Source organism: Fusobacterium sp. FSA-380-WT-3A, assembly GCF_012843705.1.
In the GTDB taxonomy this organism is placed as follows: domain Bacteria; phylum Fusobacteriota; class Fusobacteriia; order Fusobacteriales; family Fusobacteriaceae; genus Fusobacterium_B.
Map to the genome: position 1 here is coordinate 19,966 of NZ_JABAFQ010000010.1, position 23,196 is coordinate 43,161.

Here is a 23,196-nt window from a genome sequence, read left to right on the forward strand (position 1 = left end):
AAAATATTTTAAAGTTTTTTGATTTATGTTATAATGACGTTGGATAAAATTTTATAGTTTAGGAAAATAAAATGGAGATATTTGATATAAAAGAAAAAACTAAAATAGATTTTCAAAAGACTCAGAATGAAAAAAATTATTATTTAGGAGAGTTTAAAGAAAATGTAATATCTGCCTTGAGAAAAGAGGATATTGATGAAAATATTCAATATAGGTTTTTAGATTTAATGAAAAAAGAAAATGCTAAATTGCTAAAAATTAGTAGAGAGCTTGAAATGAAAAAAATAAAAAAATATATTGAGTATGCTGAAAAAATTAATTTAAATTATAGGTTAGTTGATGGAATTGCTTATACAGGAGATATAGGAATGGTAATTGTATCTGATTATCCTATTGATAATGAAAATAAAGATGTAATTTTTAAAAATGAAAAAGAAATATATAAAGAAAAAAATCTATCGCCTTTTTATTGGGAGGCAGAAGGAAAAAAAATTTGTAATTTTCATTATAAACAATTAAAAGACAAATTTAAAGAAAAAGAAGACAAATTTAAAAAGATGGGGATATTAGATAAAATTTTAGGATATAAATGTCCTATATGTGAAAAAGAAAAAATAAAAGGAGATATGTAATGGGAGTAGGAGCTTTTAAAATAGTTGGAAATAAAAAATTAGAGGGTATACTAGAAGTAGAAGGGTCAAAAAATGCTTCATTACCAATTTTTATAGCAACTCTTATAGAAAAAGGAACATATGTATTAAAAAATATTCCTGATCTTATGGATATAAGAACATTAATTAAATTATTAGAAAGTCTAGGACTTGAAATAGAGAGATTAGACAGAAATTCTTATAAAATTGTAAATAATGGAATTACTAATATAGAGGCCTCTTATGAATTAGTAAAAAAGATGAGGGCTTCATTTTTAGTAATGGGTCCAATGTTAGCTCATTGTGGAGAAGCAAAAGTTTCATTACCAGGTGGATGTGCAATAGGAGCTAGACCTGTTGACTTACATTTAAAAGGTTTTGAAAATCTAGGTGTTGAAATAACAATAGAACATGGATATGTATATGGAAAAGTAAAAGAAAATGAATTAAAAGGAAATAAAATAGTTTTAGATTTTCCAAGTGTTGGAGCTACAGAAAATATTGTAATGGCAGCTGTAAAGGCTAAGGGAACAACTATAATTGAAAATGTAGCTAGAGAACCAGAGATAGATGATTTATGTAACTTTTTAAATAAAATGGGTGCTAAAATAGAAGGAATAGGAGAGGGAAGATTAATCATAGAGGGTGTAGATAAGTTATATCCTTGTGAATATGAGATAATTCCAGATAGAATAGTAGCAGGAACATTTATAATAGCAGCCATCATGTTTGAAGGGATAAAAGTAAAAGGAGTTTGTGTAGAACATTTAGAAAGTTTCTTAATGAAATTAAAGGAAATGGGAGTTACATATGAAATAGATGAAAATGGATTATTTATAGTAACTTCAAAAATAGATGATTTAAGAGGGGTAAAAGTAAAAACTATGCCTTATCCAGGATTCCCTACAGATTTACAATCTCCAATCATGACTTTAATGTGTTTGGCTAAAGGAAGTAGTGAGATAAAAGAAACAATATTTGAAAATAGATTTATGCATGTTCCTGAATTAAATAGAATGGGAGCAGAGATAACAACAGAAAAAAATATAGCTGTAATAAAAGGAATAAAGAATTTTTCTTCAGCTCAAGTAATGTCTAGTGATTTAAGAGCAGGGGCAGCTTTAGTATTAGCAGCTTTAAAATGTGACGGAGAAAGTATTGTAAATAGAATCTATCATATAGACCGTGGATATGAAGATTTAGATGAAAAATTAAGAAATATTGGGGCGGATATAGAAAGAGTTAAAGAAGAAATATAGGGAGAGCTATGGAAAAAATAATAGGAATAAATCCAGTAATGGAAGTATTAGAAAATAAAGAGAAGAGTATTGAAAAAATAGAGATATTTCAAGGGATAAAAGAAGAAAAAGCAAATATTATTAGAAAAAAAGCTTCTGAAAGAAATATAAAAGTTCAATATATAAAAAAGAAACTTGAAAATTCTCAAGGAGTAATAGCATACATCAGTTCTTATGATTATTATAAAGAATTTGGAGAATTTTTAGAAAAAGTAGCTCCTAAAGAGAAAGATATTATTTTAGTACTTGATGGTGTTCAAGATCCTAGAAATTTTGGTGCAATAATAAGAAGTGCAGAAATTTTTGGAGTATCAGGGATAATTATACCTGAGAGAAATTCTGTAAGTATAAATGAAACAGTTATAAAGACATCAACAGGGGCTATTGAATATGTTGATATAATAAAAGTAACTAATATAACAGAAGCATTAAAAGGATTAAAAAAATTGGGATATTGGGTTTATGGTGCTGAAGGTGATGGAGAAAAAAAATATTTTGAAGAGAAATATCCAAATAAGACAGTAATAGTTCTTGGAAGTGAAGGATTTGGAATTAGAAAAAAAGTTAAGGAAAATTGTGATATTTTAGTAAAAATTCCTATGTATGGAAAAATAAATTCTCTGAATGTTTCTGTTGCTGGAGGAATACTTTTGGCAGAAGTAGCAAAATCTATATACTAAAAAATAATGGGGTGTGGAGATGGATGCATCGGAATTAAATATTTTGATGAAAGCAAAAGCTGGTGATAACGAAAGTTTTGAAATTCTTTTAAAAAAATATGAAAAGTATATTTATATGAATACTAAGGGATATTATCTTGCTGATGGAGAAAGAGAAGATTTAATACAAGAAGGAATAATAGGGCTTTTGAAAGGAATAAAGAGTTACGATAGTGAAAGAGAGGCTTCTTTTAAAACATTTGTGATAATGTGTATGAGAAGGCAAATTATATCAGCTATTAAATCTTCAAATAGTAAAAAAAATAAGTTTATTAATAATTTGAATAATGATTTAGAAACTGGATATATAGATAATAATTATGTAGAAAAATCTCCTAATGCAGAAGAGACATATATATATAAAGAATTAATGGAAGAGTTTAAAGAATATACTAAAGAACATTTTAGTGATTTAGAAAAACAAGTACTAGAAAAATTAATACAAGGTTATAATTATAGTGAAATAGCTAAAATTTTAGATAAATCTCCAAAAGTAATAGATAATACATATCAAAGAATAAAAAATAAAGTAAAAAAATGGTTAAATGAATTTAGAAATATTTAAAAATAAAAATATAGAGAAAGGGGAAAAAATGAAAGAGTATAATTTCAAAGAAATTGAAAAAAAATGGCAAGCAAAGTGGGAAAGTAATGTACTCTTTAAAACAGAAGATAAAGTAAAAGGAAAAGAGAATTATTATGTACTTGTAATGTTGCCTTATCCATCTGGGAAATTACATGTAGGACATGCTAGAAACTATACAATAGGAGATGTAATAGCTAGATATAAAAGAATGAAAGGGTATAATGTTCTTCATCCAATGGGATGGGACTCATTTGGACTACCAGCAGAGAATGCTGCTATACAACATGGGGCACATCCAGCTATATGGACAAAATCAAATATAGAAAATATGAAAAGACAATTAAAATTAATGGGACTTTCATATGATTGGGATAGAGAAGTAGCAACATATACTAAAGAATATTATAGATGGAATCAATGGATATTTAAAAAACTTTATGAAAAAGGATTAGTTTATAAAAAAGTATCTACAGTAAACTGGTGTCCAGAATGTCAAACAGTATTGGCTAATGAACAAGTTGAAGATGGAAAGTGTTGGAGACATTCAAATACTCAAGTAATTCAAAAAGATTTAGAACAATGGTTCTTTAAAATAACAGATTATGCAGAAGAATTATTAACAGGACATGAAGAATTAAGAGAAGGATGGCCTGAAAAAGTATTAACAATGCAAAAAAACTGGATAGGAAAATCATTTGGAACTGAGATAATATTTACAGTAGCTGAAACTGGAGAAAAATTACCTATGTTTACTACAAGAATAGATACTATACATGGTGTTACATATTGTGTAGTAGCTCCTGAACATCCAGTAGTTTCTAAAGTAATAGAAGTTAATCCATCAATTAAAGAAGCAGTTAACAATATGAAAAATATGGATATAATTGAAAGAACTGCTGAGGGAAAAGAAAAAAATGGTGTAGCAACAGGATGGCATGTAATAAATCCAGTTACAGGAGATAAGGTCCCTTTATGGATAGCAGATTATGTATTAATGAACTATGGTACAGGAGCAGTAATGGCTGTACCAACACATGATGAAAGAGATTTCGCTTTTGCAAAAAAATATAATCTTCCAATGAAAGTTGTAATAAATCCAATAGGACAAAAAGAAATATTAAATCCTGAAAATATGACAGAAGCTTTTACAGAAGTAGGTATAATGGTAAATTCTGGAGAATTTAATGGATTAAATTCAAAAGAGGCATTAGAAAAAATAGCAGATTATGTTCAAGAAAAAGGATATGGAGAAAAAACAGTAAAATATAGATTGAAAGATTGGGGAATTTCAAGACAAAGATATTGGGGAACACCTATTCCAGTATTATATTGTGACAAATGTGGAATGGTTATGGAAAAAGATGAAAATCTTCCAGTTGAATTACCTACAGATGTTAAATTTACAGGAAATGGAAATCCAATAGAAACTTCAGAAGAATATAAACATGCTGTTTGCCCAGTTTGTGGAGGACCAGCAAGAAGAGAAACAGATACAATGGATACTTTCGTAGATTCTTCTTGGTATTATTTAAGATATTGCGACCCTAAAAATACAGATTTACCATTTGATAAGGAAAAAGCGGATGCTTGGACTTCTGTAAATCAATATATTGGTGGAGTAGAACATGCTGTAATGCACTTACTATATGCAAGATTTTTCTATAAAGCATTAAGAGATTTAGGATTGGTAACTGCTAATGAACCATTTAAAAGATTACTAACTCAAGGTATGGTACTTTCTGATTCTTATTATTCACCAGCTGAAAATAGATTTGCTTTTTCTGAAGAGGTAGAAGTAAAAGGAGAAAAAGCTTTCTTAAAAACTACTGGAGAAGAGTTAGTTGTTAAGATGGAAAAAATGTCTAAATCAAAAAATAATGGTGTAGACCCTGAAGAAATTATGGATAAGTATGGTGCTGATGCTACAAGATTATTTATAATGTTTACAGCTCCACCTGAAAAAGAATTAGAGTGGAATGAAAATGGATTAGCGGGAGCAGTAAGATTTTTAAATAGAGTTTGGAGAATTGTTATAGAAAATAAAGAATTTATTAGTGATGAAAAAATAGACTATTCTAAAATTTCTAAAGAAGATAAATCATTAATAAGAAAATTACATCAAACTATTAAGAAAATAACAGACTCTATAGAAGATAATTATCATTTCAATACAGCTATAGCTGGAACAATGGAATTAATAAATGATGTTTATGAATATAGAGCTAATATATTAGGAACAGAAAAAGAAACTACAGAATCTAAAAAAATATTTGGACAAGTAATAGAGAATATTATAATAATGCTTTCTCCATTTACTCCTCATTTCTGCGATGAGCTATGGGAAGAAATAGGAGAAAAAGGATTTTTATTTAATTCTGAATGGCCTCAATATGATGAAAAATTAACTGTAGCAGATGAAGTAACAATAGCTGTTCAAGTAAATGGAAAAGTAAGAGGTTCTTTAGTGATAGATGTAAATGCAACTAAAGAGGAAATAGAAAAAGCAGCATTTGAGATTGAAAATGTTCAAAAACATGTTGAAGGAAAAACAATTGTAAAAGTAATAGTTATTCCTAAAAAGATAGTAAATATTGTTGTAAAATAATTTAATTATAATGCACTACCAATAATAAAATTGTGTAGTGCATTTTTATTTTTTTGGTAAAAATAAATCAATTTAAAAAATATTGAAAAATATATATTTTTTTTAAAAACTGTAGTATAATAAGAGAGTTAATAGAAAAATAATAAAAACAGAAGGAGATGATAGTATGAATATCATGTTATTTGGAGCACCAGGAGCTGGGAAAGGAACTCAAGCAAAATATATTATAGAGAAATATGGAATTCCACAAATTTCTACAGGAGATATATTAAGAGCAGCAGTAAAAGAGGGAACTCCTATGGGATTAGAAGCTAAAGCTTGTATGGAGGCTGGAAAATTAGTTTCAGATGAAATAATTATAGGAATAATAAAAGACAGATTAGCAAAAGATGATTGTAAAAAAGGATTTATCTTAGATGGATTCCCAAGAACTATAGCTCAAGCTGAAGCTCTAGAAGTTTTAATGAAAGAAATGAATATAAAATTAGATAAAGTAATTTCTTTAAATGTACCAGACGAATTAATTGTAGGAAGAGTAATAGGAAGAAGAGTATGTAAAGATTGTGGAGGGTCTTTCCATGTTGAATTTAATCCACCAAAAGTAGAAGGAATTTGTGATTTCTGTGGTGGAGAGTTAGTTCAAAGAAAAGATGATTCAGCTGAAACAGTAGGAAAAAGATTAAATGAATATCATGCTCAAACAGCACCATTATTTGATTTTTATATGGAAAGAGGAATTTTAGCTGACATTGATGGAACTAAAGAAATTGACGAAATAACAAAAGAAATCTTTAATATTTTAGGATAATTTTATAAAAGAAAGGATGGAATATGGCAGTTATAATAAAAACTCCTGAAGAAATAGAAGGAATAAAAAAAGCCAATCAAATAATAGCTAGATTATACAAAGAAATATTACCTCCTCATATAAAACCAGGAATTTCTACAAAAGAAATAGATAAAATAGTAGATGAATATATTAGGTCACAAGGAGCCATTCCAGGTTGTATTGGAGTACCTGGACCTTATGGACCATTTCCAGCAGCTACTTGTATATCTGTAAATGAAGTAGTAGTCCATGGAGTTCCTAGTGAAAATATAATATTAAAAGAAGGAGATATAGTTAGTATAGATACTGTAACTATATTAGATGGATTTTATGGAGATGCCGCTATAACTTATCCTGTTGGAGAAATAGATTCAGAAACTAAAAGATTATTAGAAGTTACTGAAAAAGCAAGAGAAATAGGAATAGAGATGGCAGTGGTAGGAAATAGATTAGGAGATATAGGACATGCTATCCAATCTTTTGTAGAGAAGAATGGTTTTTCTGTAGTGAGAGATTATGCAGGACATGGAGTAGGAAAAGAAATGCATGAAGACCCTTGTGTAGCAAACTATGGAAGAAAAGGAAGAGGAATAAAAATAGAAGAAGGAATGGTTTTAGCTATAGAGCCTATGGTTAACATGGGAAGTTATAAAATTGGAATGTTAAATGATGGTTGGACAGTAGTAACAAGAGATGGGAAAAAATCAGCTCATTTTGAACATTCAATAGCGATAGTAGATGGAAAACCATTGGTACTTAGTAAATTAGATTAAAAAAATTTTAAAAAATGTAAAAAAATTGTAGACTTTTAGTGTAAAATATGGTATCATATTATGAATTTCTGTTCGATAGGAGGAGATATGTCAAAAAAGGATGTTATCGAATTAGAAGGAACTATTTTAGAAGCCCTTCCAAATGCGATGTTTCAAATTAAATTAGAGAATGGGCATACTATTCTAGGTCATATTTCAGGAAAAATGAGAATGAACTATATAAAAATATTACCTGGAGATAAGGTAACAGTTCAAATTTCTCCATATGATTTATCTAGAGGAAGAATAGTTTATAGAAAAAAATAGTTTTTTTACATCACGAAAAAGGAGGTAGAGATGAAAGTAAGAACATCAATTAAACCTATTTGTGACAAATGTAAAGTAATCAGAAGACACGGTAAAATAAGAGTTATTTGTGAAAATCCAAAACATAAACAAGTTCAAGGATAATTAGAATAAACTTATTTAGAAACTAGATTATTTTACTAACAGGAACAAATTTAGTACTGACATTGGAAGTACTGTAAAGATATGTGTGGCTGTAGAGCCTTTTCTTAGGTTATTCTAAGGCATATCGAGGAAAGTGTTGGCTAACCACAGATGTTAGCGAATATATAAAAATTTTTGTGAATAGGAGGAATCAGATTTGGCTAGAATCGCTGGAGTAGACATTCCTAGAAATAAGAGAGTAGAAATATCTTTAACTTATATCTATGGAATTGGAAGAAAAACTTCTCAAGACATTTTAACTCAAGCAGGAGTTAATTTTGACACAAGAGTAAAGGACTTAACTGAAGAAGAATTAAACAAAATTAGAGGTATCATTGATGGATTAAAAGTAGAAGGAGACTTAAGAAAAGAAGTTAGACTTTCTATAAAAAGACTTTTAGACATTAGATGTTACAGAGGATTAAGACACAAAATGAACTTACCAGTAAGAGGACAAAGATCTAAGACTAACGCTAGAACTAGAAAAGGTCCTAAAAAAATGGTAAAAAAATAAGATTAACTTAAAGTTAATTATGTCATATTTTAGATGAAGAGAGAATTAGGAGTAAGGAGGGAGCTCAATTGGCTAAAAAAGTAGCTAAAGTTAAAAAGAAATTAAAAAATATTCCTAGCGGAGTAGCTCATATACATTCAACATTCAATAACACAATTATTGCTATTACTGACCCAGAAGGAAGAGTAGTAAGTTGGAAATCAGGTGGAACTTCAGGTTTCAAAGGAACTAAAAAAGGAACTCCATTTGCAGCTCAAATCGCAGCAGAACAAGCAGCTGGAATAGCTATGGAAAATGGAATGAAAAAAGTTGAAGTTAAAGTAAAAGGACCTGGTTCAGGAAGAGAAGCTTGTGTAAGATCATTACAAGCAGCAGGATTAGAAGTTACAAAAATAACTGACGTAACACCAGTTCCACACAATGGATGTAGACCACCAAAAAGAAGAAGAGTGTAGTCACTTAATATTTATTTAAGTATGAGAAAAAAGTAAGGAGGAATATTCGAGAAATGGCAAGAAATAGACAGCCTATATTAAAAAAATGTAGAGCACTTGGAATTGAGCCTATGATTTTAGGAGTAAATAAAACTTCAAAAAGAGGGTTCAGACCAAATGCAAATAAAAAACCTACAGAATATGCAGTACAATTAAGAGAAAAACAAAAAGCTAGATTTATATATAATGTAATGGAAAATCAATTTAGAAAACTTTATGAAGAAGCAACTAGAAAAGATGGAGTAACAGGTTTAGTTTTAGTTGAATTCTTAGAAAGAAGATTAGAAAATGTTGTTTACAGATTAGGATTTGCAAAAACTAGAAGACAAGCTAGACAAATCGTTTCTCACGGACATATCGCTGTAAATGGAAGAAGAGTAAACATTGCTTCTTACAGAGTTAAAGTAGGAGATGTTATATCTGTAATTGAAAATTCTAAAAATATAGAAATAATAAAAGAAGCTATCGAAGGAGCTACAGTACCAGCTTGGTTAGAATTAGACAGAGCTGCATTTGCTGGAAAAGTTCTTCAAAATCCAACAAAAGAAGATTTAGACTTTGATTTAGATGAAGCCTTAATAGTTGAGTTCTATTCTAGATAATAAGCCTTTTAATAGGAGTTGATCAAATGTTAAAAATTGAAAAACATGCTAGAGGTATAAACATAACAGAAGTAAAAGAGAGTGAATTTAAAGGACAATATGTGATTGAACCTTTATATAGAGGGTATGGAAATACAATTGGAAATGCTCTAAGAAGAGTTCTACTTTCTTCTATACCTGGTGCAGCAATAAAAGGTGTCAAAATTGAGGGTGTTTCTAGCGAATTTTCAATTATGGAAGGGGTAAAAGAACCTGTTACAGATATTATCCTTAACATAAAAGAAATAGTAGTTAAAACAGAATCTGTTGGAGAGAGAAAAATGACTCTTTCTGTTAAAGGACCAAAAATAGTTACAGCAGCTGATATTATTCCTGATATTGGATTAGAAATAGTTAATCCTGAACAAGTTATTTGTACAATAACTACAGATAGAGAAGTTGAAATGGAATTCTTAGTAGATGTTGGAGAAGGATTTATAGTATCAGAAGATATTGATAAAAAAGATTGGCCAATTGGATATATAGCAGTAGATGCTATATACACACCAATCAGAAAAGTATCTTATTCTGTTGAAGCAACTATGGTTGGAAGAATGACAGACTTTGACAAACTAATAATTAATATAGAGACTGATGGAAGTGTTGCAATAAGAGATACAGTTTCTTATGCAGTTGAACTTTTAAAACTATATTTAAATCCTTTCTTAGATTTAGGAAATAGAATGGAATATTTAAGAGACGAATCTGAAGAAGAGGAAGAAGAAGTAGAAAAACAAGAAAAAGATGGAAATATTTTAGAAACTAAGATAGAAGAGTTAGATTTAACTGTTAGATCATTTAATTGTTTAAAGAAAGCTGGAATAGAAGAAGTTGGACAACTTGCTAGATTAAGCATGAATGACCTTCTAAAAATAAAAAATCTTGGAAGAAAATCTCTTGATGAAATCCTTGAAAAAATGAAAGAATTAGGATTTGACCTTAATCAGAATGAATATTCTGAATAATATCGATGAGGAGGAAGCTAACTAATGAATCACAATAAATCATATAGAAAGTTAGGAAGAAGAGCTGACCATAGAATGGCTATGCTTAAAAACTTAACAATCTCATTAGTAAAAGAAGAAAAATTAGAAACTACAGTTACTAGAGCTAAAGAACTTAGAAAATTTGCTGAAAGAATGATAACTTTAGGTAAAAAAGGAACTTTAGCTGACAGAAGAAGAGCTTTTGCTTTTTTAAGAGACGAAGAAGCAGTAGCAAAATTATTCAATGATTTAGCACCAAAATATGCTGAAAGAAATGGTGGGTATACTAGAATAATTAAAACTTCTGTAAGAAAAGGTGACTCTGCTGAGCTAGCTATAATAGCTTTAGTATAATTAAAATAAAATCAAAGAGACTCTTGAGAGTCTCTTTTTTTTATAGTATAATGTAGTATAACTTATAAGGAGGTATATAATTATGAATACAAAAATAGTTTTAGCTGGTTTAACTTTAGCCTCTTCAATAGCTTTTGGAGCTGGACCTCAATTTTCTGTAGCTCCTGGAATACAATTTGGAGCAACTAAATATGATACAATAACAAATTTCAGTTTTAACCTATTAGGGGCTGAAAACCAAAATATGTCTGGATTAGATATATCATTAGTTGGATATAGAAAAATTAATGGAAATTTTAGTGGAGTACATTTTCCTATATTTGGATTAGAAGCTTTTAGAGTTGGTGGTAATATGGAAGGTGTTTCTATATCTTTATGGAATGATATACAAGGAAATTTAAATGGTGGAACTTTAGGAATAGTAAATACTATTGGAGGGGATTCTACATTTAATTTAGGTGGAGTGAACTATGTAGAAGGTAGAGCAATGGTACAGTTAGGTTTGGTAAATTATTCTCAATCTGTTGGAGGAATTCAGTTAGGTTTTGTTAATGCAACACAAAATTTAGAAGGACTTCAAGTGGGATTTGTAAACTATGCTGCTAATGGAATTTTACCAGTTTTACCAATTATAAATTTTAGGAAATCTTTTTAAAATTATAGTATAAAAAATAATAAAAATGAAAAGGACTGTTATAGATTATTAATTTTATTGGATAATAATTTAATCAGTCTTTTTTTATAAAAAATAATATAACATTTTTCTAAAAAAGGCTTGCTTTTTTTCGTAAAAAATGATATCATATTCTTACAAATATGAAATGATTACAATTTTTAAAAGTTTAGGAGGGTCCATGGGAAAACATTTATCTACAGAAATAAGGGTAGCTATAGAAAAAGATAATTTTTCTATAATGAGAGATGAAGAGAAATGTGTGAAATGTGGGTTATGTAAGGAAATTTGTAATAACTATATAGGAGTAAATAATAAGTATTCACTAAAAACTACAAATGATAGAGCTATTTGTATCGATTGTGGTCAATGTTCAAATGTATGTCCTACTTCTAGCATAACAGAGGTTTATGATTATAAAAAATTAAAAGAAATTGTAAAAGATAAAAATAATATTGTAATTTTTTCTACATCACCAGCAGTAAGAGTTTCTTTAGGAGAGGAATTTGATTTAGAAAAAGGAAGTTTCATTGAAGGAAAAATGGTTTCTTTATTGAAAAAACTAGGGGCAAATTATGTTTTAGATACAAATTTTGCTGCTGATTTAACAATTATAGAAGAAGCTAGTGAATTAATAGATAGGATAATAAATAAAAAAACATTGCCTCAATTTACAAGTTGTTGTCCAGCTTGGGTAAAATATGCTGAAATTTTTTATCCTGAAATATTAGATAATATTTCTACAGCAAAAAGTCCAATAGGAATGCAAGGACCAACTATAAAAACATATTTTGCTAGTAAAATGGGACTAGATCCTAAAAAAATAGTAAATGTAGCAGTAACACCTTGTACAGCAAAAAAATCTGAAATAAAAAGAGATGAAATGAATGCTTCAAGAAGATATTATAAAATAGATGATATGAGAGATATGGATTTTGTTATTACAACTAGAGAATTAGCTTTATGGGCAAAAGAAGAAAATATTGATTTTAATGAATTAAAGGAGAGTTCATTTGATAATTTAATGGGTAAAGCTTCAGGAGCTGGAGTAATATTTGCTAATACAGGTGGAGTTATGGAAGCAGCTTTAAGAACAGCTTATTATTATATAACTAAAACAAATCCTCCAAAAGAGCTTTATAATTTAACAGAAATCAGAGGAATGAAAGGAGTAAAAGAAGCTTCTTTAAAAATAGGAGATTTAGAATTAAATGTGGCTGTTATTTATGGAACTGATAATGCTGGAAAATTTGTTGAAAATTTAGATAAGATGGATAAAAAATATCATTTTATAGAAGTTATGACTTGTCCAGGTGGTTGTATTGGTGGAGGAGGTCAACCAATACCAAAAGATGGAGATTTAGATAAAACAAGATTAAAAAGAATAGAAAGTATATATAATAGAGATTCACAACTAGAAATTAGAACAAGTCATGAAAATGATGAAATAATAACATTATATAAAGAATTTTATAAGGAACCGTTAAGTGATATAGCTGAGGAGATGCTACACACTATTTATTTTAATAAAAGTAATCAATTAGGAGGGAAAAAAATGAAAAAATATCGTTGTACAATATGTAATTATATTCATGAAGGAGATTTACCAGAAGATTTTATATGTCCAATCTGTAAACAACCAGCTTCTGTTTTTGAAGAAATAGAAGAAAAAAAAGAAGAAGGAAAAAATAAATATTCAGGAACAAAAACAGAGAAAAATTTATTAGAAGCCTTAGCTGGAGAATCAATGGCTAGAAATAAATATACTTTCTTTGCTAGTGTGGCTAAAGCTGAAGGATATGAGCAAATTCATAATTTATTTATAAAAACAGCTGATAATGAAAGAGAACATTCAAAATTATGGTTTAAAGAGTTAGGAATGCTAGGAGATACTAGTGAAAATTTATTGCATGCAGCTGAAGGAGAAAATTATGAATGGACAGATATGTATGATAAATTTGCTAGAGAAGCTGATGAAGAAGGATTCCATGATTTAGCATTAAAGTTTAGAGCTGTAGCAAAAATTGAAAAAGCTCATGAAGAAAGATATAGAAAATTATTAAGCAATGTTGAAATGAAAAAAGTATTTGAAAAATCAGAAGAAACTATGTGGGAATGTATAAACTGTGGTCACTTAGTAATGGGTAAAAAAGCTCCTGAAAGTTGTGAAGTTTGTGGATATGCACAAGGATTTTTTGAAGTAAGAAGTGAAAATTATTAAAAAATAAATTAAAGGGTATTGTAGTTTTACAATACCCTTTATTCATATAAAATTTATTATTAAAAAACTTTATTTTTAGTTTTAAAGAAATTATAGATATGAAAACTTGAAATAGCTATCCATCCAATACCTGTAGCCCAAGCTACACCCCCAAGTTTAAGTGAATCAATAAATAAATATGAAAGAACAACTCTAATTATAATTTGCAATGTAGTTCCAATAAAAGGAATGTTTAAAATTCCACTTCCTCTGAAATATCCAACAAAAGCACTTCCATTAAAACAAAGAATATAGAAATAAGAAATTACTTTTAAATATTCAACCCCATTACTAACAGTTTCTTCATTTGCATTTTCAAGTAACATTTTTATAAAAGGACTAGCTCCAAGATACATAAATAAAGCCATTACAAGACCTAAAGAATACATTAAAATAAGACTTATTTTAAAACCATCATAGGCTCTTTTTTTATTTCCAGCTCCAAGATTTTGAGCAATAAAAACAGAAATTGCTTCAGTTCCACTTATAGCAAAGGTATTAGAAATTCCTTCTATTCTACTTGTAGCCGTGTAGGCTGCTATTCCAAAAGTTCCTAAGGTATTTACAGCTCCTTGAACTAATATTTTTCCTATATAAAGACTAGATTGATGAAGAGCTGAAATTGAAGAAAAGTAGATAGTTTTTTTTAGAAGTTTTCCATCATATTTTATATCTTTTTTAGAAAGAATACATTCAGGGAAGTTTTTTCTTAGATAAATAAAACATAAAAAAGCAGAAATTCCTTGAGAAATTACAGTTGCCCAACCAGCTCCAGCTATTCCTAAATTTAAAAATTTTATAAAAATAATATCTAAAAAAATATTACAAATCATAGAAATAATTAAGAAAATAAGAGCATATTTTGTATTTCCCATTGATCTTAATTGAGAAGCAAATAAATTATATAAGAAAGTAATAAATAAACCAATAAATATTACAACTAAGTATTGGGTAACGTATATGGTTAATTCTTCTGGAGTATTAATAATATTTAATATAGTAGGTAATAAAAAAATAGAAATAATACTTAAAGTTATAGTAAATATTAAACCAAAAGAAAGAGCTAAAAAAGATTCTTTTCTATAGGAAGTTAAATCTTGTTTTCCATAAAAAGTAGAAAGGATAATAGAAACCCCAGTACAACAACCACCTATAAGAAAAATGAAAAGATTCATAACACTACCAGCTATTCCTAAGGCAGCAAAGGCATTTTCTCCAATATATTTTCCTACAATAATTGTATCAACTAAATTGTAAAATTGTTGGAAAATATTTCCTATTAAAAGTGGAAGAGCCAAATAAATAAGTTGAGATTTAATATTTCCTTCTGTTAGTATATATGTGTTTTTTTTCATTTGATAATGACTCCTTTAATCAAAATATCAATTTTATATTACTCTCTTTATTATAACATTTTATATAAAAAAATAAAAGTTAATAAAAGTTGAAATAATTGACAACTTAAATACATATGATATAATTTATAATATAAATTTATTAAGAAGAAAGTAAAGAAGGTAAAGAGTATGATTGAAGTAATAAAATGTATAGAAAAACGTATAGAAAAATTAATGTACTTTATGAAAGAAAAAAATTTAGATTTTATTATAATATCTAATCCTGAAAATATATTTTATTACACAAATTTTAATCCAATTATATATAGTAATCCACCATTTGTAATTATAAAAAAAACAGGAGAATGTATATTATTATTACATTCAATAAGAAAATTTCATGCAGAAGGAAGTAAAAATATTTTTGGAAAAATTTTATTTTATGGTTTTTGGGGAGAAACACAGAGTATAGGGAAAACTTTTCAGGAAGCATTGATAAAAATAGTGGGTATAACTAAAATAAAACTTGGTATAGAAATGGAAAATTTAAATTTAAAATTATTTTTAGAATTAAAAGAAAAATTAAATATTGAAAATATTTTTGATGTAACAGGATTTATAAAACAACAAAGAATAATAAAGGATATTTATGAAATAGATTGTATAAGAAAAGCTGCTGAATTAAGTGATTTAGGAGTTAAAACTGTAATAAAATATTTGGAAATAGGGTATTCAGAGTTAGAAGCTTGTACAGAAGCTCATTATCAAATGAGAAAAAGATGGCAAGAAAAATATTCTGACTATGAAGTAAGTGGATTTGGAACTAAAGAAAATGGACAAATTGATTCTTTAAATGTATGGTGTATGTCAAATGAAAGAATAATATATGGCTGTGATTGTCCAATAAATTATAAAGTAAAAAAAGGAGATTTAATTTTACCAATGGCTTGGGCTAGAATAGGTGGTTATGCAGCAGAAACGGAAAGAACAATTTTTGTGAAAGAATTAACAGAGGAAAAAAGCAAGCTTTTTGAGACAGTTTTAGCGACAAGAGATAAGATATTTTCTATGATAAAACCTAATATTATAGTTGAAAATTTATATATAGAAGCAATAAAAATTTTTATAGAAAAAGGATTTGAAAAAGTTTTACCTGGACGAATAGGGCATGGAATAGGTTTATCAACCCACGGGTTTCCATCTATCACTTTAGGTAATAAAGAAATATTGAAAGAAAATATGGTATTAACTATAGAACCAGGGATAATGATGAAAGATTATGGAATTAGACATTCTGATACAATTTTAATAACAAAAGATGGATTTGAATTTTTAACCAACTTAGAGAGAGGAAAAATAAAAATAAATAAGGAGTAAATATGAATTTTACAAATTTAGAATATTTTCTTTTATTAGCTGAAGAGTTAAATTTTACTAAAGCAGCAAATAAATTATATATTTCACAACAATCTTTAAGTGTTCATATAGCAAAATTAGAGAAATATTTTAATATAAAGTTATTTGATAGAAATAATCCAATAACATTAACTCCTGCAGGAAAGTGTTTATATATTAGGGCAAAAGAGATATTTGAAACAAAAAGTATTTTAGAAACAGAAATGGATAATATAAAAAATAATATAATAGATGAAATAACGATAGGAGCAACAATTTCACGGGGTTCTTTAATATTACCTTTTATAATAAAAAAATTTCAAGAAGAATATCCTTTTACTAAGATAAATATTTATCAAGAAAGTTCTTCAAAAAAGTTGGAAGAAGCATTGTATAAAGGAAAAGTTGATATTATAATTGGATTTACTCCAAGTGATATAACAGCTATAACTAGTATATTTTTTTGTAAGGAAGAATTTTTTATAGTAGTTCCTAAAAAGATACTTGAAAAATATTTTCCTAATAAAGAAGAAGTTATTATGCAAGAATTTCAAAAAAGTTTAAATTTTAATTTATTAAAAGATTGTCCTTTTATAAAAATGGATTCAAAGACTTATGCTGGGAAAGTTTTTGATGATATTTTTAAAGAACAAAAACTAAAACCAAATGTTTATATAAATATTTCAAATATAGAGACAATGTTGTCTTTATGTGAAGAAGGACTAGGTATAATTATTATTCCTAAAATATTTATTACAACTCCATTAAGAGAAAAAAATAGGTTAGAATTTGAAAAGAAAAATTATTATTTTTCAATTCAAATACCTGAAAATAATTTTACTATATCATTAAGTTATCTAAAGAAAAAGAAATTATCATTTAATGGAAAAGAATTTATAAGAATAGCAAAAGAATTAGGAAAAGAATATAATTTAGATTAAAAATAGAGCTATTAGCAAAATAAATCAGAGAAGCTAGTAGCTTTTTTTATTAACAACTAAAAGGTTGTAGTATGTTTAAAAATAAAAGTGTTGGATTTATTTATTTTTTTGTCATAAAATAGATTATAAAGTTTATTAAAATTATATAATATTAATATTTCTGCAGAAACTTTATTATTATAGTTATTATTAATCTATAATATGGAGGAAAAAATGAATAAAATAGAGAGAATTAAAGCAGCTATTTCAGGTGAGAAAGTAGATAAACTTCCTTATGCTTTCTGGAGTCATCTTCCTGGAATTGACTTAGATCCAGTAAGACTAGCAAAAGAAACATATAATTTTTATAAAAAATATGATATAGATTTTGTAAAAACTATGAATAATGGAATGTATTCTATTGAAGATTTTGGTTGTAAAGTTGATTATTCACAAGTTCCATTAGGAGGAGTAGCTAAAATTATAGACACTCCAATATCTTGTGGAGATGATTGGGAAAATATAAAAGCTGTTAAAATAACAGAAGGATCTCTAGCAAGGGAGCTTTATTCTTTAGAATTACTTCTTGATATGTTAAAAAATGAAAATGTTCCTGTTGTATTTACTGCTTTTAGTCCATTAACTACTGCAGAAAAATTATCTTCTAAAATGATAAGAAAACATATAGAGGAAGGAAAAGGAGGACTTATTCATAAAGCTTTAGAAGAGATAACAAAAACAACCTGTGAATTAGTAAAAAAAGCTATCGATATGGGAGCTTCTGGAATATTTTTTGCATCTCAATTAACTACATTTGATGAGATGACAGAGAAGGAGTACCTTGAATATGGAAAACCATATGATTTAAAAGTATTAGAAGCTGCTTCAAAAGGATGGTTTAATATAGTTCATGCTCATGGTAATAATATAATGTTTGACATATTAAAAGATTATCCAGTACAAGTTTTTAATTGGCATGCTTGGGAAACTTTACCAGAAGTAGAAGAAGCTAAAGATTTAACTCATAAATGTTTAATGGGTGGAATAAAAAGAATGGATATTACAAATTGTAATAAAAATGAGGTTCGTAATCAGATTTATAAATCTATTAAAATATTAAATAGAAAAAATCATATTTTAACTCCTGGTTGTGTTATTAGATATCCTTTAAATGAAGAAATGTTAAAATTTGTAAAAATAACTAAAGATGAGATAGAAAATAATCTTAGTTAAATAATAAATATAATAAAATATACTTAGGGAGGTTTTTATGAAAATTAAAAAAAGAATTTTGGCATTATTTTTATCTATTTTTACAATATTTGGATTAATCGGTTGTTCTCAAGGAAAGGAAGTAAAAATTGATCCTAAATATCCTAAAAAACCAGTAGAAGTTATAGTCGGATTCTCAGCTGGTGGAGGAACAGATGCTTGTGCAAGACTTGTATTTCAATATGCTGGAAAATATTTTGGACAAAAGTTTGCAATAGTTAATAGACCAGGTGCTTCTGGTGAAATAGCTTGGACTGAATTATCAAAAGCTCCTACTGATGGTTATACAATAGGATTTATTAATCCTCCAACTTTTAACTCTCATCCAGTTCAAAGACCAGGGTGTAAATATTCTATGGATAGTTTTAAAATAATTGCAAATATGGTTACAGATCCTGCTTGTTTTGTGGTTAGAGCCAATAGCCCTATTAATTCCATAAATGATTTATATGATATGGCAAAAACAAAAAATATTTCTATAGGATATTCTGGACCAGGAACATCAGAGTCTTTAATGTTAAGACAAATAGAGGAAATTAAAAAAATAAATCTTGATAAAATACCATATGATGGTTCAGCACCTTCAGTTGTAGCTTTATTAGGTGGTCATGTTGATTCAGTAGTAATGAATGTATCAGAAGCCATTACTTATACAGTAGATGGTTCTTTAAAACTTATTGCTGTCTCTTCAAGAGATAGAGTTGAAGCATTCCCCGAAGTTTCAACATTAGCTGAACAAGGATTAGAAGTTTATAATGAAGCATATAGAGGAGTAGCTGCTCCTGCTGGAATGCCAGATGAATATATAGCAAAAATAGAAGATTCAATAAAAAAAGCATTACAAGATCCAGAGTTTATAGCTAAAGCAAAAACTCAAAACTTACCATTAGATTATATGGGTTCTGAAGAATTTACAAATATTATTTTAGGAATAGATGCAAATTTAAGAGAAGAATTCAAAAAAGGAGAATGGTAAAATTTACCATTCTTCATAAATAAAATAAGGAGAGACAGATGGAAAAATTTCAAAAAAAATATATAGCAGTAATTATAATATATATTGTTACTTTTTCTTTTTTCATTCAATCTTTTTCTTTAGTAAAAGATGCTGGATTATTTCCAAGATTAATATCAGGAATATTAATTTTTCTTAATACTCTTTATGCTCTAGAAATATATAGAGGAATTGATAATAAAAAGAAGAAAAAAGATGATATGTTACCTAATAAATTAATTGGTATTATTGTTCTTTCTACATTATATGTTATAATTGTTAATTTTTTAGGTTATGTTATTACAACATTGATTTATTTACCAGTAACCATGAGATACTTAGGAATAAAGAATAACAAGATTATATTGTTATCATCTGTAATAAGTGTGACAGTTATTTATCTATGTTTTGTTACATTACTTGATGTTCCTATTCCTACTGGAATATTAGGTATATAAGGAGGTATTACGATAAATGGAACATTTTTTTAATGCGATACCTTTGGTATTCAATTTTTCAGCTATTTTTATTTCATTTTTAGGAGTTGTTTTAGGAATTATTATAGGAGCTTTACCAGGATTATCTTCTACAATGGGAGTTGCTCTTTTTATACCTGTTACTTATATGATGAAACCTTCAACAGGGTTAGTATTTTTAGGAGCAATATATATGGCTTCAACTTATGGTGGGTCAATATCAGCTATTTTAATTAATACTCCCGGGACTCCTTCAGCAGTAATAACAGCTCTTGATGGTTTTGAGTTAACAAAACAAGGAAAAGGTGGGGAAGCTTTATCAATGGCCACAATTGCTTCGGGAATAGGAGGAATTATATCTGTTTTTGCCTTAATGTTTATATCACCACCTTTATCAAAACTTGTTATAAAGTTTGGAGCTGCTGAAATGTTTTTACTTTCTATTTTAGGATTAACAATAATAGTAAGTTTATCTAAGGATTCATTAGTGAAAGGTTTAATGGTAGGGTTATTTGGAATGTTAATATCTGTTATAGGAATAGATGGAATAACAGGAGAATATAGATATACATACGATATACTTTCTTTATTTGGAGGAGTGAATACTGTAGCTACTGTTATTGGAGTTTATTCAACATCTCAAGTTTTTAAATTAGCTGCTCAAAAAAGAAGTACAATTCAATATGACTATGATGGTTCAACAAAACTTAATTTAGTAGGAATAAAAGATATTTTAAGAAATTCTTTTAATTTTATTAGATCAGGAATAATTGGAACAATAGTTGGTATTTTACCAGGAGCTGGAGTAAGTATTGCTTCTGCTTTAGCTTACAATGCTTCAAAATCTACTTCAAAAACTCCAGAACTTTATGGTGAAGGAAGTATAGATGGATTGGCAGCTTCTGAATGTGCAAATAATGGTGTTGTTGGAGGATCGTTAGTACCATTATTAACTTTAGGGATACCAGGAAATACTGTATCAGCTGTATTTTTAGGAGGCTTAATAATTCATGGCTTACAACCAGGACCACAATTATTTACAAAACATGGAGATATAGCTTATGCCTTATTTATAGGATTATTCTTTGCAACAGTTTTAATGACAATAGTAGGATTATCAGGAGCAAAAGTATTTGCCAAGATATCAGTTATGCCAACTAATGTTATAGCACCTATTATAATGGCACTTTGTGTAATTGGAGCATTTTCAATTAGTAATAATAGTTTCAATATTTATGTTATGTTTTTCTTTGGACTTTTAGGGTTAGCAATGTCTGAACTAAATTTCTTCCAAGCACCATTTGTTCTTGGATTAGTTTTAGGACCTATAACAGAACAAGAATTTAGAAGAGCTCTTTTAATTAGTAAAGGGGATTATGGAGTATTTGTAGGAAGTCCTATTTCAATATTATTAGTAATTTCTATTATAGGATTCTTAGTTTATCCATATTTAAGAGAAGCTAAATTGAAAAAGCAGAAATAATACCCAAAGTAACGATTATATAAATAAAAAAGGTTTATAAATCTTATGATTTATAAACCTTTTTTGTTTTTATAAGAAATGAGCTCCAAGTTTTGCAAAATCTTCTATCATTTCATCAGGCCAAACAGAAGCTTGAACCTCACCAATATGTAATTTTTCAAGGAAAAGCATACATATTCTTGATTGCCCAATTCCTCCACCAACAGTATAAGGAAGTTCTTTATTAAGAAGAGCTTTATGGAATGTTAATTCTTTTCTCTCTTCGTGACCAGAAATTTTTAATTGAGATTCTAAACTTTCTTCACTTACTCTTATTCCCATAGAAGAAATTTCAAGAGCATGTTCAAGGACAGGGTTCCAAATAAGAATATCTCCATTTAAATCCCAGTCATCATAATCTGGAGCTCTTCCATCATGTTTTTTACCTGATTTTAAAATTTTACCAATTTGAGATATAAAAACAGCTCTATGTTCTTTAGTGATAGCATCTTCTCTTTCTTTTGGAGTAAGATTAGGATACATATCTTCTAATTCTTGAGAAGTTACAAAGAAAATATCTTGAGGTAATTTTTTTGAAAATATAGGATATTCTCTAATTAAATATTCTTCAGTTTTTCTTAAAGCTTTGTAAATATCTTTAACTATAGTTTTTAATGTATCCATAGTTCTTTCTTCTTTTTTTATAATTAATTCCCAGTCCCATTGGTCAACATACATAGAATGGATATTATCTAAATCTTCATCTCTTCTAATAGCATTCATATCTGTGTAAAGTCCAGTATGAACAGGAAAATTATATCTTTTTAAAGCCATTCTTTTCCATTTAGCAAGAGAATGAATAACTTGAAATTCTTCACTTTTATCCCATTTAGTATCGAAAATAACAGGTCTTTCTACACCATTTAAGTCATCATTCATTCCAGATGACCTTCTAACATAAAGTGGTGCTGAAACCCTTGTTAAGTTTAATTCATATGCTAAAGTTCTTTCAAAGTAATCTTTTACTTTTTTTATAGCTACTTCTGTTTCATATAAATCTAGTTTGCAATCATAGTTTTGTATCATATATATCACTCCTTTAAAAATTTATTTTTTAACTATTAAAAAAAGCCATTCGTTTATACCCGAATGGCTTGTATCTTAAGAAAATCGGGTACAAATCATTTTAAATGGAAAATGGATTTGTACCTGAAGTAAATATTACTTAAGTCCAAATCCCGACATATTATTATTGCTATTATTTATTTTATCATTCAAAACAATAGAATGTAATTTCATAAAATCTCCTCTAAATCAATTTTGTATGTGATTAGAATACACCTTTTTGCAATAAAAGTCAATATTTTTTTTATTTTTTTAAATATTGGAAGCAAGAATCATTGATATTAAAATATATTTTAAAAAAAATATAATTTTTTTAAAAAATAGTTTGACAAACTAAATTTTTT

General features: G+C 27.8%; 24 protein-coding genes and 1 pseudogene. 23 read left to right on the forward strand and 2 right to left on the reverse strand.

Going from position 1 to position 23,196, the window contains the following annotated elements; translation table 11 throughout:
* Nucleotides 1-71: 71 nt before the first annotated feature.
* From HF862_RS06790 to rbr, 17 genes and pseudogenes are all read left to right on the forward strand, one after another.
* A complete protein-coding gene (locus HF862_RS06790) occupies nt 72-632 on the forward strand; it encodes a DUF1694 domain-containing protein (protein ID WP_170187158.1) in 561 nt (186 codons plus the stop codon).
* Nucleotides 632-1,909, forward strand: coding sequence for a UDP-N-acetylglucosamine 1-carboxyvinyltransferase (gene murA / locus HF862_RS06795; RefSeq protein WP_170187159.1), 1,278 nt, complete (start codon nt 632-634; stop codon nt 1,907-1,909). The genes HF862_RS06790 and murA overlap by 1 nt, the downstream gene beginning before the upstream one ends.
* A gap of 8 nt (nt 1,910-1,917) precedes the next feature.
* Nucleotides 1,918-2,628: a 23S rRNA (guanosine(2251)-2'-O)-methyltransferase RlmB gene (rlmB, locus tag HF862_RS06800; RefSeq protein ID WP_170187160.1), complete on the forward strand. Its 711-nt coding sequence runs from the start codon at nt 1,918-1,920 to the stop codon at nt 2,626-2,628.
* 19 nt (nt 2,629-2,647) lie between these two features.
* Entirely contained in the window at nt 2,648-3,232 is a 585-nt protein-coding gene (locus HF862_RS06805; RefSeq protein WP_170187161.1) for a sigma-70 family RNA polymerase sigma factor, read from the forward strand.
* 28 nt (nt 3,233-3,260) lie between these two features.
* Nucleotides 3,261-5,858, forward strand: a complete 2,598-nt coding sequence (leuS, locus tag HF862_RS06810; RefSeq protein ID WP_170187162.1) for a leucine--tRNA ligase — start codon at nt 3,261-3,263, stop codon at nt 5,856-5,858.
* Nucleotides 5,859-6,024: 166 nt separating this feature from the next.
* On the forward strand, nt 6,025-6,666 hold the full coding sequence (locus HF862_RS06815) for an adenylate kinase (RefSeq protein ID WP_170187163.1): 642 nt from the start codon (nt 6,025-6,027) through the stop codon (nt 6,664-6,666).
* Nucleotides 6,667-6,689: 23 nt separating this feature from the next.
* Nucleotides 6,690-7,460 (forward strand): type I methionyl aminopeptidase, encoded by a 771-nt coding sequence (map, locus tag HF862_RS06820; protein ID WP_170187164.1) that lies wholly within the window; start codon nt 6,690-6,692, stop codon nt 7,458-7,460.
* Between the two features lie 87 nt (nt 7,461-7,547).
* Nucleotides 7,548-7,766 (forward strand): translation initiation factor IF-1, encoded by a 219-nt coding sequence (infA, locus tag HF862_RS06825; protein ID WP_027128731.1) that lies wholly within the window; start codon nt 7,548-7,550, stop codon nt 7,764-7,766.
* 30 nt (nt 7,767-7,796) lie between these two features.
* Nucleotides 7,797-7,910 carry a 50S ribosomal protein L36 gene (gene rpmJ / locus HF862_RS06830; RefSeq protein WP_027128732.1) on the forward strand — a complete coding sequence of 38 codons (114 nt, stop codon included), beginning with the start codon at nt 7,797-7,799 and terminating at the stop codon, nt 7,908-7,910.
* Between the two features lie 196 nt (nt 7,911-8,106).
* Complete coding sequence (gene rpsM, locus HF862_RS06835) at nt 8,107-8,463, forward strand: 30S ribosomal protein S13 (RefSeq protein WP_027128733.1); 357 nt, start codon at nt 8,107-8,109, stop codon at nt 8,461-8,463.
* 68 nt (nt 8,464-8,531) lie between these two features.
* Nucleotides 8,532-8,918 carry a 30S ribosomal protein S11 gene (gene rpsK / locus HF862_RS06840; protein ID WP_027128734.1) on the forward strand — a complete coding sequence of 129 codons (387 nt, stop codon included), beginning with the start codon at nt 8,532-8,534 and terminating at the stop codon, nt 8,916-8,918.
* A 53-nt stretch (nt 8,919-8,971) separates the two neighbouring features.
* Nucleotides 8,972-9,559 carry a 30S ribosomal protein S4 gene (gene rpsD / locus HF862_RS06845; RefSeq protein ID WP_170187165.1) on the forward strand — a complete coding sequence of 196 codons (588 nt, stop codon included), beginning with the start codon at nt 8,972-8,974 and terminating at the stop codon, nt 9,557-9,559.
* Nucleotides 9,560-9,585: 26 nt separating this feature from the next.
* Nucleotides 9,586-10,563 carry a DNA-directed RNA polymerase subunit alpha gene (locus HF862_RS06850; protein ID WP_170187166.1) on the forward strand — a complete coding sequence of 326 codons (978 nt, stop codon included), beginning with the start codon at nt 9,586-9,588 and terminating at the stop codon, nt 10,561-10,563.
* A gap of 24 nt (nt 10,564-10,587) precedes the next feature.
* Complete coding sequence (rplQ, locus tag HF862_RS06855) at nt 10,588-10,938, forward strand: 50S ribosomal protein L17 (protein WP_027128737.1); 351 nt, start codon at nt 10,588-10,590, stop codon at nt 10,936-10,938.
* Between the two features lie 82 nt (nt 10,939-11,020).
* The gene (locus HF862_RS06860; RefSeq protein ID WP_170187167.1) at nt 11,021-11,593 is read left to right on the forward strand and encodes an LA_2272 family surface repeat-containing protein; all 573 of its coding nucleotides are present in this window, start codon (nt 11,021-11,023) and stop codon (nt 11,591-11,593) included.
* Nucleotides 11,594-11,852: 259 nt separating this feature from the next.
* Nucleotides 11,853-13,256, forward strand: a pseudogene (locus tag HF862_RS10045) ([FeFe] hydrogenase, group A); the annotation flags it as partial.
* Nucleotides 13,257-13,271: 15 nt separating this feature from the next.
* The gene (gene rbr, locus HF862_RS10050; protein WP_304205664.1) at nt 13,272-13,832 is read left to right on the forward strand and encodes a rubrerythrin; all 561 of its coding nucleotides are present in this window, start codon (nt 13,272-13,274) and stop codon (nt 13,830-13,832) included.
* A gap of 59 nt (nt 13,833-13,891) precedes the next feature.
* Here the strand turns inward: rbr and HF862_RS06870 are convergent, their stop codons facing one another.
* The gene (locus HF862_RS06870; protein ID WP_170187169.1) at nt 13,892-15,226 is read right to left on the reverse strand and encodes an MATE family efflux transporter; all 1,335 of its coding nucleotides are present in this window, start codon (nt 15,224-15,226) and stop codon (nt 13,892-13,894) included.
* A gap of 171 nt (nt 15,227-15,397) precedes the next feature.
* Between HF862_RS06870 and HF862_RS06875 the strand changes: the two genes are divergently transcribed.
* The 6 genes from HF862_RS06875 to HF862_RS06900 all read left to right on the forward strand — a co-directional run bounded on the left by HF862_RS06875 (nt 15,398) and on the right by HF862_RS06900 (nt 21,748).
* On the forward strand, nt 15,398-16,585 hold the full coding sequence (locus tag HF862_RS06875) for a Xaa-Pro peptidase family protein (protein WP_170187170.1): 1,188 nt from the start codon (nt 15,398-15,400) through the stop codon (nt 16,583-16,585).
* Between the two features lie 2 nt (nt 16,586-16,587).
* Nucleotides 16,588-17,544 (forward strand): LysR family transcriptional regulator, encoded by a 957-nt coding sequence (locus HF862_RS06880; RefSeq protein ID WP_170187171.1) that lies wholly within the window; start codon nt 16,588-16,590, stop codon nt 17,542-17,544.
* Between the two features lie 213 nt (nt 17,545-17,757).
* Entirely contained in the window at nt 17,758-18,756 is a 999-nt protein-coding gene (locus HF862_RS06885; RefSeq protein WP_170187172.1) for a uroporphyrinogen decarboxylase family protein, read from the forward strand.
* 37 nt (nt 18,757-18,793) lie between these two features.
* The gene (locus HF862_RS06890) at nt 18,794-19,771 is read left to right on the forward strand and encodes a tripartite tricarboxylate transporter substrate binding protein (protein ID WP_170187173.1); all 978 of its coding nucleotides are present in this window, start codon (nt 18,794-18,796) and stop codon (nt 19,769-19,771) included.
* Between the two features lie 38 nt (nt 19,772-19,809).
* A complete protein-coding gene (locus HF862_RS06895; RefSeq protein ID WP_170187174.1) occupies nt 19,810-20,247 on the forward strand; it encodes a tripartite tricarboxylate transporter TctB family protein in 438 nt (145 codons plus the stop codon).
* A gap of 16 nt (nt 20,248-20,263) precedes the next feature.
* Nucleotides 20,264-21,748 (forward strand): tripartite tricarboxylate transporter permease, encoded by a 1,485-nt coding sequence (locus HF862_RS06900; RefSeq protein ID WP_170187175.1) that lies wholly within the window; start codon nt 20,264-20,266, stop codon nt 21,746-21,748.
* Nucleotides 21,749-21,817: 69 nt separating this feature from the next.
* Here HF862_RS06900 and asnA read toward each other — a convergent pair whose 3' ends face one another.
* Entirely contained in the window at nt 21,818-22,813 is a 996-nt protein-coding gene (gene asnA, locus HF862_RS06905; protein ID WP_170187176.1) for an aspartate--ammonia ligase, read from the reverse strand.
* Between the last annotated feature and the right edge of the window lie 383 nt (nt 22,814-23,196).